At 60.0% G+C, this 13,566-nt stretch carries 14 protein-coding genes and 1 pseudogene; 8 read left to right on the top strand and 7 right to left on the bottom strand.

Annotated features, from left to right (window positions below):
• Positions 1-4: 4 nt before the first annotated feature.
• From phoR to tal, 3 genes are all read left to right on the top strand, one after another.
• Positions 5-1,324 carry a phosphate regulon sensor histidine kinase PhoR gene (gene phoR, locus H2Z84_RS03065; RefSeq protein WP_181834673.1) on the top strand — a complete coding sequence of 440 codons (1,320 nt, stop codon included), beginning with the start codon at positions 5-7 and terminating at the stop codon, positions 1,322-1,324.
• A 132-nt stretch (positions 1,325-1,456) separates the two neighbouring features.
• Positions 1,457-1,756: a Dabb family protein gene (locus H2Z84_RS03060; protein WP_181834672.1), complete on the top strand. Its 300-nt coding sequence runs from the start codon at positions 1,457-1,459 to the stop codon at positions 1,754-1,756.
• 93 nt (positions 1,757-1,849) lie between these two features.
• A complete protein-coding gene (gene tal, locus H2Z84_RS03055; RefSeq protein WP_181834748.1) occupies positions 1,850-2,911 on the top strand; it encodes a transaldolase in 1,062 nt (353 codons plus the stop codon).
• 73 nt (positions 2,912-2,984) lie between these two features.
• Here tal and H2Z84_RS03050 read toward each other — a convergent pair whose 3' ends face one another.
• Positions 2,985-3,515, bottom strand: coding sequence for a hemerythrin domain-containing protein (locus H2Z84_RS03050; RefSeq protein ID WP_181834671.1), 531 nt, complete (start codon positions 3,513-3,515; stop codon positions 2,985-2,987).
• Between the two features lie 74 nt (positions 3,516-3,589).
• On the opposite strand from H2Z84_RS03050, the pseudogene H2Z84_RS21430 reads away from it, so the two are divergent.
• Both H2Z84_RS21430 and ampD read left to right on the top strand, forming a co-directional pair.
• Positions 3,590-4,174: pseudogene (locus H2Z84_RS21430) on the top strand (GNAT family N-acetyltransferase); the annotation flags it as partial.
• A 3-nt stretch (positions 4,175-4,177) separates the two neighbouring features.
• A complete protein-coding gene (ampD, locus tag H2Z84_RS21215) occupies positions 4,178-4,753 on the top strand; it encodes a 1,6-anhydro-N-acetylmuramyl-L-alanine amidase AmpD (protein WP_258869275.1) in 576 nt (191 codons plus the stop codon).
• A 246-nt stretch (positions 4,754-4,999) separates the two neighbouring features.
• Here the strand turns inward: ampD and kup are convergent, their stop codons facing one another.
• Positions 5,000-6,865: a low affinity potassium transporter Kup gene (kup, locus tag H2Z84_RS03040; RefSeq protein WP_181834669.1), complete on the bottom strand. Its 1,866-nt coding sequence runs from the start codon at positions 6,863-6,865 to the stop codon at positions 5,000-5,002.
• A 301-nt stretch (positions 6,866-7,166) separates the two neighbouring features.
• Here kup and H2Z84_RS03035 point away from each other — a divergent pair, with 301 nt between their 5' ends.
• The 3 genes from H2Z84_RS03035 to H2Z84_RS03025 are packed head-to-tail and all read left to right on the top strand — an operon-like array spanning position 7,167 to position 10,870.
• Positions 7,167-8,873 carry a proline--tRNA ligase gene (locus H2Z84_RS03035; RefSeq protein ID WP_181834668.1) on the top strand — a complete coding sequence of 569 codons (1,707 nt, stop codon included), beginning with the start codon at positions 7,167-7,169 and terminating at the stop codon, positions 8,871-8,873.
• Positions 8,873-9,511, top strand: a complete 639-nt coding sequence (locus H2Z84_RS03030) for a lytic transglycosylase domain-containing protein (protein ID WP_181834667.1) — start codon at positions 8,873-8,875, stop codon at positions 9,509-9,511. Before H2Z84_RS03035 ends, H2Z84_RS03030 begins: the two co-directional genes overlap by 1 nt.
• Before the next feature lie 51 nt (positions 9,512-9,562).
• The gene (locus H2Z84_RS03025; RefSeq protein ID WP_181834666.1) at positions 9,563-10,870 is read left to right on the top strand and encodes an Nramp family divalent metal transporter; all 1,308 of its coding nucleotides are present in this window, start codon (positions 9,563-9,565) and stop codon (positions 10,868-10,870) included.
• Positions 10,871-10,936: 66 nt separating this feature from the next.
• Here H2Z84_RS03025 and H2Z84_RS03020 read toward each other — a convergent pair whose 3' ends face one another.
• The 5 genes from H2Z84_RS03020 to H2Z84_RS03000 all read right to left on the bottom strand — a co-directional run bounded on the left by H2Z84_RS03020 (position 10,937) and on the right by H2Z84_RS03000 (position 13,500).
• Positions 10,937-11,434 carry a MarR family winged helix-turn-helix transcriptional regulator gene (locus tag H2Z84_RS03020; protein ID WP_181834665.1) on the bottom strand — a complete coding sequence of 166 codons (498 nt, stop codon included), beginning with the start codon at positions 11,432-11,434 and terminating at the stop codon, positions 10,937-10,939.
• A gap of 154 nt (positions 11,435-11,588) precedes the next feature.
• Positions 11,589-12,134, bottom strand: a complete 546-nt coding sequence (locus H2Z84_RS03015; protein WP_181834664.1) for an RDD family protein — start codon at positions 12,132-12,134, stop codon at positions 11,589-11,591.
• 22 nt (positions 12,135-12,156) lie between these two features.
• The gene (locus tag H2Z84_RS03010) at positions 12,157-12,546 is read right to left on the bottom strand and encodes a DUF3106 domain-containing protein (protein WP_181834663.1); all 390 of its coding nucleotides are present in this window, start codon (positions 12,544-12,546) and stop codon (positions 12,157-12,159) included.
• On the bottom strand, positions 12,539-12,937 hold the full coding sequence (locus tag H2Z84_RS03005; protein ID WP_181834662.1) for a DUF3619 family protein: 399 nt from the start codon (positions 12,935-12,937) through the stop codon (positions 12,539-12,541). Before H2Z84_RS03005 ends, H2Z84_RS03010 begins: the two co-directional genes overlap by 8 nt.
• Positions 12,934-13,500, bottom strand: a complete 567-nt coding sequence (locus H2Z84_RS03000) for an RNA polymerase sigma factor (protein WP_103524754.1) — start codon at positions 13,498-13,500, stop codon at positions 12,934-12,936. Before H2Z84_RS03000 ends, H2Z84_RS03005 begins: the two co-directional genes overlap by 4 nt.
• Positions 13,501-13,566: the final 66 nt, after the last annotated feature.

The following is a 13,566-nucleotide window of genomic DNA, read 5'->3' as shown; positions in this document are numbered from 1 at the left end:
AGTCTTGCGAGAATTCCTGCAGCGTACCCTGGTTTGGCTGATTGTCATCCTCTTCATCGGCCTGGGCTTCTGGGCCTTCTCCGGCCCGATTGAAGGCCTGATCGCTGCCGGCCTCAGCCTGTTGGCCTGGCTGGGCTTTCATCTCTATCACATTGCCCTGTTGCTGCGCTGGCTCGACCACCCCACGGCCGAGCGGGTTCCCGATGGCTTCGGTGCCTGGCATACGGTGTTCATGACGCTGTACCGCACCATGCGCACCCAGATGCAGAGCAAGCGCAAGCTGACCAATGTGCTGGAGCGTTTCATCAATGCTGGTGAGGCCATGCCGGACGGTGTGGTGGTGCTGGATGAACATGATCGCATCGAGTGGATCAATCCGATGGCGATGGAGCACCTGAATCTGGACCGCAAGCAGGATGTGGGTAACCAGATTCTCAATTTGATCCGTCAGCCCAGCTTCCATGCCTATATGAAAAACGCCAGCTTCAGCCAGCCGCTGGTGTTGCAGTTTGTTCAGCCACGCGAACTGGTCATTTCGGTGCAACTGGTGCCCTTCGACTCCACGCGCAAGTTGCTGCTCAGCCGCGACATTACCTCGCTGGAGCGGGTACAGACCGTGCATCGCGACTTTGTCGCCAATGTCTCGCATGAGCTGCGCACACCGCTGACGGTGGTGGGTGGTTTTCTGGAGACGCTGGCCGATATGGAGGAAGTGGATCAGGCCACGCTCAGCCATTTCCTGCCCATGATGATGGAGCAGTCGCGGCGCATGCAAAGCCTGGTGGAAGATCTGCTGACCCTGTCGCGGCTGGAAAACAGCCCCAAGGCGGTGGCAGCAGAAAAGGTCAACATGCAACTGATGCTGGATACCCTGATGGTGGAGGCCGAAGGGCTGTCGCAGGGGCGGCATCAGATCAAGCTGGAAAAGGATTGCAGCCAATGGCTGTGGGGTAGTGCGCAGGAATTGCATTCGGCTTTTGGCAATCTGGTGTCCAATGCCGTGCGTTACACCCCGGAAGGTGGGGCCATCACCCTGTCGTGGAAGGCCGAAGGCGAACGCCTGCGTTTCTCCGTCAAGGACAGCGGTATTGGCATTCCGCGCGAGCATATCCCGCGCCTGACCGAACGCTTTTACCGGGTGGACCGTGGCCGTTCGCGTGGTAATGGCGGCACCGGCCTGGGGCTGGCCATCGTCAAGCATGTGATCGCCCGCCATAACGCCAGGCTGGATATCAAGAGCGAGCCGGACAAGGGCAGTACTTTCAGCGTCATTTTCCAGCGTGAACGATCAGCCGAGCCGGAAAGCGGCACTCATAGTGCCTGATTGACGCGCTGAGTGGCCTGCACGCAGCGCAGGCCACTATCGGCAGGGGCTGGGCAGGCAGTCTGGCCAGGGCTCGTCAGCCCGCCTCATGGCAGGTAGCATGGCAAGTCCCCCTTCTGCTAAGGAACTGGCATGCTGCATCATGTGGTGTTGTTGCGTTTTACTGCGGCGAGCACGCCATCTGACATTGCCGAGATCAGCCGACGCTTTGCCGCCTTGCCGGCACTTATTCCCGGCATCCAGGCTTTTGCCGGTGGGGAGGATTGCAGCCCGGAAGGCTTGCAGCAGGGTTTTACCCATGGCTGGCTGTTAAGCTTTACCGATACGGCTGCCCGTGATGGCTATCTGCACCATCCGGCCCATCTGGAGTTTGTTTCATTCCTCAAACCATTTGTTGATGACGTTTTAGTCAGTGATTTCCATGCAAGTTAGCGGAAAATCGCTGTGTTTGGGGCTTGGCCTGCCTGCGCTGGCGCGCTAGGATATTCCTCCACAATGCAAACTACCCTGTTCCCGGACCACACCATGAATCGTCTGCAATCCATTCGTCCGTTCGGCCAGCGTATCTGGCTGGATAATCTGTCCCGTGAACTGCTGGCTTCCGGCCAACTGGCCACTTTGCTGCAAGAAGACGGCATTGCCGGCGTGACTTCCAACCCGGCCATTTTCTACAAGGCCATTAGCAGCGATGCCAGTTACCAGGGCGATCTGGCCCTGCTGAAGAATAATGCTGCGCTCACGGCAGAGCAGCGTTACGAGGCGCTGGTGGTGCCGGATATTCAGGCCGCATGCGACTTGTTGCTGGAGCAATACCAGAGCAGCCAGGGCAATGATGGCTATGTCAGCCTGGAAGTCTCCCCGGCCCTGTCGCACGACGAAGCTGGCACGCTGGCTGCGGCACGCCGCTTGTGGGCCGAGATCGGCCGTCCCAACGCCATGATCAAGATCCCGGCCACGCCGGCCGGCATCCGTGCCTTCCAGACACTCACCGCCGAAGGCATCAACGTCAACATCACCCTGCTGTTCAGCCTGCCGCAGGTGGAGGCGGTATGGGATGCCTATATCGATGGCCTGACAGCACGCCATGCCGCCGGCCAGCCGGTGTCCGGTATTAAGGCCGTGGCCAGCTTCTTCCTGTCACGGGTCGATAGCCTGCTGGACCCGCAATTGCCGACAGCACTGCAAGGTAAGGCCGCCATTGCCTTGTCCAAGGTGGCTTACGCCCGCTATCAGCAGCGCTTCCATGGCAGCGAATTCGCTGCGCTCAAGGCCGCTGGTGCCTGGCCGCAATTCCTGCTGTGGGCGTCTACCGGCACCAAGAACGCGGCTTACTCCGATGTGCTGTACGTGGAAAGCCTGATTGGCGATGAAACCGTCAATACCGTGCCGGATGGCACGCTGGCGGCCTTCCGCGATCACGGCGTAGCCGCACTGACCCTGCCGCAAGATGCACAGCAGGCGCAAGCCACGCTGCTGGATGTGGCAGAGGCGGATATCGATCTGGTTGCCGTGGGTGACAAGCTGCAGCAGGACGGCCTGAAGCTGTTTGAAGATGCATTCGCTGCACTGTTGCAGCTAACGGCTTAAGACTAGCGGTAGCCGCTAGCGCAAAAAAGGATGCCCGGCGGCATCCTTTTTTGTTTTACGCCCCGGCTGGCGTTCAGCAGGCTTGCTGGCGACGCTGGGCCATGCGCAGGCCGGCATTGCGCAGCTCATCCGTATTCAGCGTGGCTGCTGCGGTGGGAATCAGCCAAGCCTCTTCCGAGGCGGCGTGCTCACGATACTGGCGCACGAATTCGGCCACGGCATTTTCGCTGATGCTGTCGATTTCGCCATTGCGCAGGGCGCGCAGATCATCGCGAATGGCATTCCAGCAGGAATGCAGATAGCCGTGCTCGGCCTCCAGCTGTTCGATGCGCGGGGCCGCCGTGGGGACGCGCTCCAGCAGGATGGGAAACAGTTCCTCTTCCTCGTCGATATGATGGGCAGGGCCAGCGACGTCAAAATAGCGGATGACACCATCGATGGTGTTCTTTACCGCCTCGTTTACGCCATGTTCCGCGATATAGCCGGGCAGCTTGTCCAGCTGGTCGCAGAAGCGGCGGATCTTGTCATGGCAGGCCAGCAGCATGTCCAGGGGTTGTTCGAAGCTGGCGCTGCCGGTGTTGCCGATATCATTCAGGGTAAGCATGGTGGGTGGCCTCAAGCTGGGTGAATGTGTCGAGTGTGCCGTGCTGCATTGCAAAAAACCATGATTCTGCTCAAATGCGCGGCACTCGGTTCGCAGTGGCCGACGCTGCTGGCACAATAGGACATTGTGCGCCCGGCGTGGGTGCTTGCCCAGTGCAATGCGGTGGTGGGGGCAGGGTGGTGATGTTGCGGCGGCAAAGACCGGCGAGAAAGGCAGCAATGGATATTCCTTTTGAAATCAGGACAATACGGTTGGACGACCCGCAGCTGGCGGCCGCGGCCCTACGTATCCAGTTACTGGCTCATCAGGTGGAGTGCGCGTGGCTGGATTATCCCCAGCTGCCGCTGATGTGGCCGGATCTGGCCGCCGTGATGACCTGCCGGGACCGTGTGCTGGGTGCCTTCGAGGGCGATGTGCTACGTGGCGTGCTGGTGGCAAGCCAACGTCAGCAGGGTGGCTGGCATATCGAGCGCACGGTGGTGGACCCGGCCTGCTTTGGTGATGGCTGGGGCTATCGCCTGCTGAATCATCTGCTGGCAGATGCCGACGAGGTCAGCGTGGATACTGCCGAGGTCAATGCCGCAGCCGTGGCGCTGTATCACAAGGCGGGTTTTGTGCTGGAGCAGCGCTGGAAGGTGCCGGATGGCCTGGTGCTGTGGCGCATGGTCTATCAGGCCGGCCGTGTGCAGCCGGCTGTGCATCTGGATGCCAATGGCTGGGTGCGCGAAGCACGACAGATTCCTTCACCCAATTGCGATGCCCGCGAGGGCGGGGTGGCCGAGTTGCTGGTCATTCACAATATCAGCCTGCCGCCCTATCGCTATGGCGGGCAGGCGGTGGAACAGCTGTTTACCAATAGCCTGAATCCGGATGAAGACCCGTTTTTTGCCACGATCCAGCAACTGCGGGTGTCATCGCATTTCTTTATCCGGCGTAGCGGACAGCTGTTGCAGTTTGTTTCCGTGCATCAGCGTGCCTGGCATGCCGGCGTGTCCAGCTGGCAGGGCCGGGAGCGCTGCAATGATTTTTCCATCGGTATCGAGATGGAAGGCTGTGATTTCGAGCCCTTTGCCGATGCGCAGTATCAGATGCTGCTGGCGCTGCTGCGCGAATTGCGTGCTCAGCTCCCTGTGCGTGGCATGACCGGGCATGAAAATATTGCTCCAGGGCGCAAAACCGATCCTGGTCCTTACTTCGATTGGGCCAGGGTGAGACGTGAAATCGACCTGCCGATGTAGTGTTGTCACTACATAGTAAAATTTCATTCGTTTTGCATCATGTGGCCGATGGTTTTGCGTCGGCCATTTTTGTTGCAATGGGTGAGTTAGCGGATGTCAGTTTCCGTTTTTTTCAACTTAAGTGCATGTATTTTATGTAATTTTACTGTGAAAGAAGATGATTTGTAATCGATTACATTGCATGAATTTTGCATGGCAAATAAAAAAGGCAGGCTGAAAAGCCTGCCTTTTGATGTAGTTGCTTGACTACAGTTCGACTTGTGCCCCCAGTTCCACTACCCGATTGGTAGGAATCTGGAAAAAGTCGGTGGCGCGCAAGGCGTTCTTGCTCATCCACACAAACAGCCGTTCGCGCCAGCGTGCCATGCCCGGACGTTCGGTGGAGATGATGGTTTCGCGCGACAGGAAGAAAGACGTATCCATCAGCTCGAAGGCCAGGCCATCGGCTTCGCACAGTTCCAGCACATTGAGCACGCTCGGGTCTTCCTTGAAGCCGTAACGGGCCACCACGCGCCAGAATGATGGTGACAGCTGCACCACTTCCAGCCGCGATTCATTGCTGATGTAAGGCACATCCTCGGTACGGATGGTCATCAGCACGATGCGGTCATGCAGCACCTTGTTGTGCTTCAGATTATGCAACAGCGCATGCGGCACCCCGTGCAGGGTACTGGTCAGGAATACTGCCGTGCCCTGTACGCGAGTGGGCGGGAAGGCTTCCAGGTTCTCGATAAAGCTGTCTAGCGGCAGTGCCTGTTCGCGCAGGCGGTCAAACAGCAGTTTGCGGCCTTGTTTCCAGGTGGTCATCAACAGGAAGATCACCATGCCCAGCACCAGCGGCAGCCAGCCGCCGGAGAACAGCTTGAGCAGGTTGGCCGTAAAGAAGGCGGTATCGATGATGCCGAAGAAAATGGTAATGCCCAGTGCCAGCGGCAGTGGCCAGCGCCAGTTGACCCGTGCCACCACGAAGAACAGCAGGGTGGTGATCAGCATGGTGCCGGTCACGGCAATGCCGTAAGCCGAGGCCAGGTTGTCCGAGCTCTGGAAAATCAGTACCACCACCAGCACGGCCACCAGCAAGGCCCAGTTGACGAAGGGCAGATAGATCTGGCCGATCTCGTTTTCCGAGGTGTGGGAGATTTCCATGCGCGGGCTATAGCCCAGCTGGATGGCCTGACGGGTGAGCGAGTAGGCACCGGAAATCACCGCCTGTGAGGCAATCACGGTGGCCAGGGTGGCCAGGATGATCAGCGGCAGCAGCGCCCATTGCGGAGCCAGCAGGAAGAAGGGGTTCTTGATGGTTTCCGGCTTGAGCATCAGGAGCGCGCCCTGGCCGAAGTAGTTCAGCACCAGTGCCGGGAGCACCAGGCCATACCAGGCACGGCGAATCGGTTTCTTGCCGAAGTGGCCCATATCGGCATACAGCGCTTCGGCACCGGTCAGTGCCAGTACTACCGAGCCTAGCGTCAGGTAGGCCCCTACGCCATGGTGAGCCACGAAATTATAGGCGTACCAGGGGTTGATGGCCGCCAGGATGCCGGGTGCCTGCACGATTTGCAGCACGCCCAATACACCCAGAATGGAAAACCACGCCAGCATTACCGGGCCAAACATCATGCCTACGCTGGCCGTGCCAAAGCGCTGCAGGGCAAACAGCCCCACCAGTACGGTGATGGCAATGGGCAAAACATAGGGCTGCATGCTGGGGCTGAGCACTTCCAGTCCTTCGGCGGCAGACAGTACCGACATGGCCGGGGTGATGATGGCGTCGCCATAGAACAGGGAGGCACCAAACAGGCCCAGCAGCACTACTTTCCAGCGTGCAGCATGGGTGACGTAATGCCGTGCCAATGCCATCAGCGCCATGATGCCGCCTTCGCCATGGTTATCGGCGCGCAGTACGAACACGACGTATTTGATGGAGACCACGAAGATCAGCGACCAGAAGATCAGCGACAGGATGCCGAAAATATTGTCAGGGGTCGTGGCAAGACCATGCCCGGTAAAACATTCGCGCAGCGTATAGAGCGGGCTGGTGCCGATATCTCCGTACACCACGCCCAGCGCAGCCAGCGTCAGGCCGGTCATGGCTTGTTTATTGTGAGCCTGCATGATGTGAGTGTGAGTTCTTTGTGTAGTTAAGCATGCAATGCCATCCGACTTGCGTTCATGTTGCGGTGCAAGAAACGGGAATGGCCTGTGAGCGCGAAGGTTACTACTGAGTCGGGGCAGCGCCAAGCTAATGCTGTATTCCTGCTATTTTTACCTTGCACCATGTAGGGGGAAAACGACAAAGCGCCACGGAATTCCTGCGGCTACCCTGACAGCATGCCGCGCAGGACAGGATGCTTTCCCGTCAAGGCTGCAAAACGCTACAATCATCCCCATTTAGCCGAATACCGAAGGACGCATCATGCGCGCATCGCAGTTTTTCATTTCCACCCTGAAAGAAGCTCCCGCCGACGCCGACATCACCAGCCAGAAGCTGATGATTCGTGCCGGTTTTATCCGCAAGGTTGCCGCTGGCATTTATTCCTGGATGCCGATGGGCCTGCGCGTGGTGCGCAAGGTGGAAAACATCGTGCGTGAAGAAATGAACCGTGCCGGTGCCATTGAAGTGTCGCTGCCGGTGGTGCAGCCGGCTGGCCTGTGGCAAGAGTCCGGCCGCTGGGACACCATGGGCGAGGAAATGCTGCGCTTCAAAGACCGCCACGAGCGCGATTTTGCGCTGCAGCCGACTGCAGAAGAAGTGATTACCGATATCGCCCGCAGCGAGCTGCGCAGCTACCGCGCCCTGCCGCGCAATTTCTACCAGATTCAGACCAAGTTCCGCGACGAGCGTCGTCCGCGTTTTGGCGTGATGCGCGGTCGCGAATTCACCATGAAGGATGCCTACTCCTTCGACCGTAGCCCGGAAGCCGCTGGCCTCAGCTACGAAAACATGTACAACACCTACTGCCGCATCTTCGACCGCCTGGGCCTGACCTACCGTGCTGTGGCTGCCGATACCGGTGCCATCGGCGGCGACCGTTCGCACGAATTCCAGGTGATTGCCGATACCGGCGAAGATGCCATCATCTACTGCCCGGATTCCGACTACGCCGCCAATATCGAGCTGGCCGAAGCCGTCGCCCCGGCTGGCGAACGTCCGGTGGCTGCCGCGGCCCTCACCAAGGTGCATACCCCCAAGGTCAAGACCATTGCTGATCTGGTCAGCTTCCTCAATATCGAAATCACGAGCACAGTCAAGGCGCTGGTGGTGGAAGGTGAAGCCGGCGAAGCCGTGCTGATGTTGGTGCGTGGTGACCACGAACTGAACGAAGTGAAGGCCGAGAAAATTACCGGTATCAAGAAACCGCTGACCATGGCTTCGCCGGCCGTGATCCGCGAAGCCTTTGGTGCCAATCCGGGTTCGCTTGGCCCAGTAGGCTTCAAGGGCCGCATGATTGCCGACCGCACCGTGGCCAAGATGGCCGATTTTGTCATCGGCGCCAACGAAGACGACCAGCACTACACCGGCGCCAACTTCGGCCGCGACTGCGCCGAGCCGGAAGTCGCCGACATCCGCAATGTAGTGGCTGGTGACCCCAGCCCGGACGGCAAGGGCGTGCTGGCCATCCAGCGTGGTATCGAAGTGGGCCATGTGTTCTACCTCGGTACCAAGTACTCCGCCGCCATGAACGCCACCTTCCTCGATGAAGACGGCAAGCCGAAACCGTTCGAAATGGGCTGCTACGGCATCGGCGTGACCCGCATCCTGGGCGCGGCCATCGAGCAGAATCACGACGACAAGGGCATCATCTGGCCGGACAGCCTGGCCCCGTTCAATGTGGTGATCTGCCCGGTGGGCTACGATCGCTCGGCCGAAGTCAAAGCCGCTGCCGACACGCTGTATGCCGCTCTGCTGGCCAAGGGCGTGGATGTGATCATCGACGACCGTGGCGAGCGTCCGGGTGCGATGTTTGCCGACTGGGAGCTGATCGGTGCACCGCATCGCGTCACCATCGGCGACCGCGGCCTGAAAGAAGGCAAGGTGGAATACCAGCAGCGTCGCGATGCCGCGGCAACGGCGGTTGCGGCAGATGCTATTCTGGAACATCTGCTCGCCAAGCTCGCCTGATGAAACGCCTCCTGACGCTGTGTGCCCTGTCTTTCCTGCTGGCCTGGTCGCCGGCGTGGGCGGGTGCGCAGCGCGAGGAGGCGCTGGCCGCCAATGTGGCTTCGGCCATGAGCCGCACCATCGCCGACATCAATGCGCCGCGCCTGGTGTTCGATACGCCGCAGGAAGGCCAGGCCTGGCTGGCCGAGATGTCGCGCCGGCTGCAAAAGCGCATTCCCGACAGCTGGATGCGCGAACGCCTGCTCACCACCATCCAGTACGAAGCCACCCGTGCCGGACTGGACCCGCAACTGGTGCTGGGGCTGATCCAGGTGGAAAGCGGCTTTAACAAGTACGCCATTTCCCCCGTTGGAGCCCGCGGCCTGATGCAGGTAATGCCCTTCTGGGTGCGCCAGATCGGCAATCCGCAACACAATCTGTTCGAACTCACGCTCAATCTGCGCTATGGCTGCACCATCCTGCGCCATTATCTGGATATCGAGCGGGGCAGCCTCTATCGTGCCCTTGGCCGCTATAACGGCAGCCTGGGCCGGCCGGAATATCCCAATCTGGTGATTGGTGCCTGGAAGAAAAACTGGGCATGGACGCCAGTTGAGTCGGTGAAAATGGCCGGTGTCAATTTGCCTTTAGGTCAGTAGATACCACTGCGTCCGGCGCGCATTTTCGGCCTTTCTGTTTGAGGAAGTTGCATGTTTTCCCTCCCGCGTACCGCTACCGCTCCATTTTGCCCTTCCGAAGTTCAAGGCAGTATCCGCATCGACGCCCATGCCGCATGGTGGCAGCGACTACGCCGCTTTGCCGGCCCCGGCCTGTTGGTGGCTGTCGGCTATATGGACCCGGGCAACTGGGCAACGGATATCGAGGCCGGGTCGCGTTTTGGCTATGGTTTGCTGTGGGTGGTGGCGCTGTCCAGTGTGATGGCCATCGTGTTGCAGCTGATGGCGGCACGGCTGGGCCTGGTCACCGGCATGGATCTGGCACAAGCCAGCCGCGAACGTTACGGCCCGGCCGGGCGTTTGTTGCAGTGGCTGAGCGCTGAGTTGTCCATCATCGCCTGCGATGTGGCAGAGGTGCTGGGCTGCGCCCTGGCTTTCAAGCTGCTGTTTGGCGTGCCGCTGGCCTGGGGAGTGGGGCTGACTGCCTTCGATACCCTGATCGTGCTGGGCATGAAGGGCAAGGGCTTCCGTCAGATCGAGGCTGTGGTGCTGGGCCTGATTGCCACCATCGCGCTGTGTTTTGCCATCCAGGTTTTCATGGTGGGGCCGGATTGGCAGGGGGTGGCACGGGGTCTGCTGCCTTCTAATCCCGGTGCGGACCTGCATCAGGCGGTGGTACTGGGCCTGGGCATCGTCGGTGCCACCATCATGCCGCACAACCTGTATCTGCATTCTTCCATCGTGCAGACCCGGCGGGTGGAAGGTGGCAGGCATGGCCTGCGCGATACGCTGGCGCTATGCCGCATCGATACCGTGTTGTCGCTGCTGCTGGCCATGCTGGTGAACGGGGCCATCCTGGTGCTGGCTGGCTCGGCTTTTCATGCTGTTGGGCAACCGGTGGTGGATGATATCGAACAGGCTTATCAGCTGATCACGCCGCTGGCCGGCGGAGCGGCGGCGCTGCTGTTTGGCCTGGCCTTGCTGGCGGCCGGGCAAAGCTCCACGCTTACCGGTACCGTGGCCGGGCAGGTGATCATGGATGGTTTTCTGCAGATCAGGATTCCCTGCTACCAGCGACGACTGATTACCCGTGGGCTGGCTTTACTGCCGGCGCTGCTGGGTGTGCTGCTGTTGGGGGAGGGGGCGGTGGGGCGCATGCTGGTGTGGAGTCAGGTGGTACTCAGCCTGCAATTGCCCTTGGCCATGTGGCCGCTGCTGCGCATGACGGCCAGCCGCCAGTTGATGGGAGAGTTTGCCCTGGCACCGTGGCTACAGCTAGTGGGCTGGTTGTTGTTTGTGCTGATCTGTGGCGCAAACCTGCTGCTGATCATCGGGCTGTAAATGAAAAAAGCCGCAGCAATGCGGCTTTTTTGTGGCTGGCGGCTGGGGGCCACTCAGTCTTGCTGTTTAGTCTTCCTGGGTCTGCAGCAGCTTTTTCAGCAGGCCTGCCAATTGCAGCTTTTCGCTGTCGTCCAGGTTTTCCATCAGTTCGGCTTCGGCTGCCAGATGATTCACCACGGCCTCCTCGATTACGGCAAAGCCCTTGGCGCTCAGTGTAACGATGACGCCGCGACGGTCTTCCGGATCGGGCGAGCGGGTGACCAGGCCGGCTTCTTCCAGCCGGTTGATACGGTTGGTCAGTGCGCCGGAGGAAATCAGTACCATGCCCTGCAACTGGTTGGGCGACAACTGATAGGGTTCACCACGGCGGCGCAGTGCCGCCAGCACATCAAACTCGCCTACGTTGAGGTTGTAGCGCGCCAGATCCTGCAGTACCCGGCGGGTAATGAAATATTCCATTCGAACGATACGACCGATAACCTGAGTGGACGAGGGGTCCAGGTCGGGACGTACTTCATTCCAGAGGGCGACGATGCGGTCGATCTGATCGGGCTGTTGATGCATTCTGCGGGCTTCCAGGTAAAGGAGGGGCAAGGCTTTCCGTTCCGGGCGCAAAGAGTATCATGACTTCGGGGTGAAATATCTTTTGATGAAGATATTTTGCCAAGATCAGCCACACCGGCCCGGTGACGGCTGGGTCTTGGGAGCAAGCGCGGACTCAGCTTGTTTGTCGTGCCCGGCCCTTGCCTGGGTGAGGGGGCTTGGGCAGGGTGATCTGTCGGGTGCGGGCCAGGCGGTCGTGCAGAAACAGCCGCTCCTTGTCATAGCAGGCCGCCAGATAGGGCAGGATGCACCAGGCCAGCGAAATCAGCAGCGCCTCGCGCCCATGCCCCAGGTTGCGCGACCAGGCCAGGTAGGAAATCGCCGGCATACCAACAAACAGCAGCAGGCCGACGATGTAGCGGAAGCCTGCCTGACGCCAATCCATCAGCTGTCCGTCATCCTGCCGCACTATCTTCACCCGCCAGGCCTTCATGGCGACGGTCTGGCCTGATTTGACCCAGCTGCTGCCGAAATAGCCGAACAATGAGCCAGCGAGTGCCAGCTGGGTGAGCAGGTCCAGCAGCAGCGATTGGCCCAGCCAGGCTTGCAGGCCGGTCATGACGGCGGAAACGGTAAGCAGCAGGGCGGCAATCAACAGCAATTCGTAAAGCTGGCTACACAGGCGGCGACCAATGCTGGCCGCGGTAAAGGTTGGGCTCATGATGATGACGGCAGGGTGATGCTCAGCCGGAAGCCTGGGGCTTGGGCTGGCTTTGTTTCAGGCGCTGAATGGCTTTCTCCCGCTCGGTAGCGGGAAGGCCTTGCAGCGTTTTCCAGTTTTGGCGGATTTGCTGGCGTTGCTCCAGCGTCAGGTCAGACCAGCTTTTCAGCTTGCTTTGCAGACGCAGGCGTCCGGCAGGGTCCAGGCTGCGATATTCCGGCACGATGGCCAACAGGTTTTTCTTTTTCTCCGGCGCATAGCGGTCCCATTCGGCGGCCAGCGGCGCCATGACTGTCTGTTGCTCGGTATCCAGCTGATCCCAGCGGGGATTGTTCAGTGGGCTGGCTAGCGTCGGCTGGGCCAACAGGCAGCCTGCCAGCAGTAATGGTAATAGCCACTGTGTTTTAGTCATGCAGGCTTCCCGAAAAGTGCGGGTCCATCAGCATTTCCAAAGGCAGCTCATGGGCCAGGATGGCTGCATCGACCGCCTCTTCCTCTACCAGCAGGCCCTCCATCACCCACAGGCCCGTGCCTGCCATCATGGCAAAGCTCAGCGCGAGTACGCTGCGGCGCAGACCCTGAGTATGGCGCTGTAGCCAAAGCGACAGCCGTTCGCGCATACGCGGCGCTTCTCCAGCACGTTCGTCAAAGCGGGCCAGTGCCTGCTCCCTGGCCTGCCGCAGGCGTTGCTGTTGGGCAGCACTGAGCTGGTTGCCCGGTTGGTTCAGTATTGTGGTCACACTGTGCTTGAGCTTGTCGTCGGCACCGGCATGCGTGCCGGTACCTTGCTTCGAGGGGGTCATAGCACCACTCCTTTTTGCTGCAGGATGGCCGCCAGCGTGTGGGTGGCGCGCGAGCAATGCGTCTTGACGCTGCCTTCCGAGCAGCCCATCACCCGTGCGGTTTCGGCGACATCCAGTCCCTCCCAGTAACGCAGCAGGAAAGCTTCCCGTTGACGATTGGGCAGCAGTTGCACCGCGCCGTCGATCAGTTGGGCGACTTCTTTGCGGGCATACCATTTTTCCGGATTACTGCTGGCCTCGTCCGCTGCGATGTTCAGCGTTTCCAGCGGATCGGCGCTTTCGTCTTCCTCGCGGGTGGGCAGCAGCGAAGACAGCAGTGTGCCAAAGAACTGACGCACCTTGGCGCGGCGGAAGTGATCGCGAATGGTGTTTTGCAGGATGCGCTGGAAAATCAGCGGCAATTCGGCCGCCGGTGCATGGGCGTAGCGGTCTGCCAGCTTCATCATGGAGTCTTGCACGATATCCAGCGCATTTTCGTCATTGCGCACGGCGTACAGGGCTTGCTTGAAGGCGCGTCGTTCCACCGACTGCAGAAAGTCGGCCATTTCCTTGCGGCTTGCCATGTGTAGGGGAAGATTCTGGTTGATGCCAACGAAAGATAGTAGCAGAGCCGGACAGGCAAGGCCACC

Origin of the sequence: Aquitalea aquatica, from assembly GCF_013911085.1 — a bacterium.
Classification (GTDB): Bacteria; Pseudomonadota; Gammaproteobacteria; order Burkholderiales; family Chromobacteriaceae; genus Aquitalea; species Aquitalea aquatica.
This window is presented reverse-complemented; position numbering and strand designations above follow the sequence as displayed.

Excerpts from the sequence above, each read along its gene's own strand:
- H2Z84_RS03060 (WP_181834672.1), top strand. The coding sequence starts at position 1,457 with ATGCTGCATCATGTGGTGTTGTTGCGTTTTACTGCGGCGAGCACGCCA.
- tal (WP_181834748.1), top strand. The coding sequence starts at position 1,850 with ATGAATCGTCTGCAATCCATTCGTCCGTTCGGCCAGCGTATCTGGCTG.
- H2Z84_RS03050 (WP_181834671.1), bottom strand. The coding sequence starts at position 3,515 with ATGCTTACCCTGAATGATATCGGCAACACCGGCAGCGCCAGCTTCGAA.
- ampD (WP_258869275.1), top strand. The coding sequence starts at position 4,178 with ATGGTCTATCAGGCCGGCCGTGTGCAGCCGGCTGTGCATCTGGATGCC.
- kup (WP_181834669.1), bottom strand. The coding sequence starts at position 6,865 with ATGCAGGCTCACAATAAACAAGCCATGACCGGCCTGACGCTGGCTGCG.
- H2Z84_RS03035 (WP_181834668.1), top strand. The coding sequence starts at position 7,167 with ATGCGCGCATCGCAGTTTTTCATTTCCACCCTGAAAGAAGCTCCCGCC.
- H2Z84_RS03030 (WP_181834667.1), top strand. The coding sequence starts at position 8,873 with ATGAAACGCCTCCTGACGCTGTGTGCCCTGTCTTTCCTGCTGGCCTGG.
- H2Z84_RS03025 (WP_181834666.1), top strand. The coding sequence starts at position 9,563 with ATGTTTTCCCTCCCGCGTACCGCTACCGCTCCATTTTGCCCTTCCGAA.
- H2Z84_RS03020 (WP_181834665.1), bottom strand. The coding sequence starts at position 11,434 with ATGCATCAACAGCCCGATCAGATCGACCGCATCGTCGCCCTCTGGAAT.
- H2Z84_RS03015 (WP_181834664.1), bottom strand. The coding sequence starts at position 12,134 with ATGAGCCCAACCTTTACCGCGGCCAGCATTGGTCGCCGCCTGTGTAGC.
- H2Z84_RS03010 (WP_181834663.1), bottom strand. The coding sequence starts at position 12,546 with ATGACTAAAACACAGTGGCTATTACCATTACTGCTGGCAGGCTGCCTG.
- H2Z84_RS03005 (WP_181834662.1), bottom strand. The coding sequence starts at position 12,937 with ATGACCCCCTCGAAGCAAGGTACCGGCACGCATGCCGGTGCCGACGAC.
- H2Z84_RS03000 (WP_103524754.1), bottom strand. The coding sequence starts at position 13,500 with ATGGCAAGCCGCAAGGAAATGGCCGACTTTCTGCAGTCGGTGGAACGA.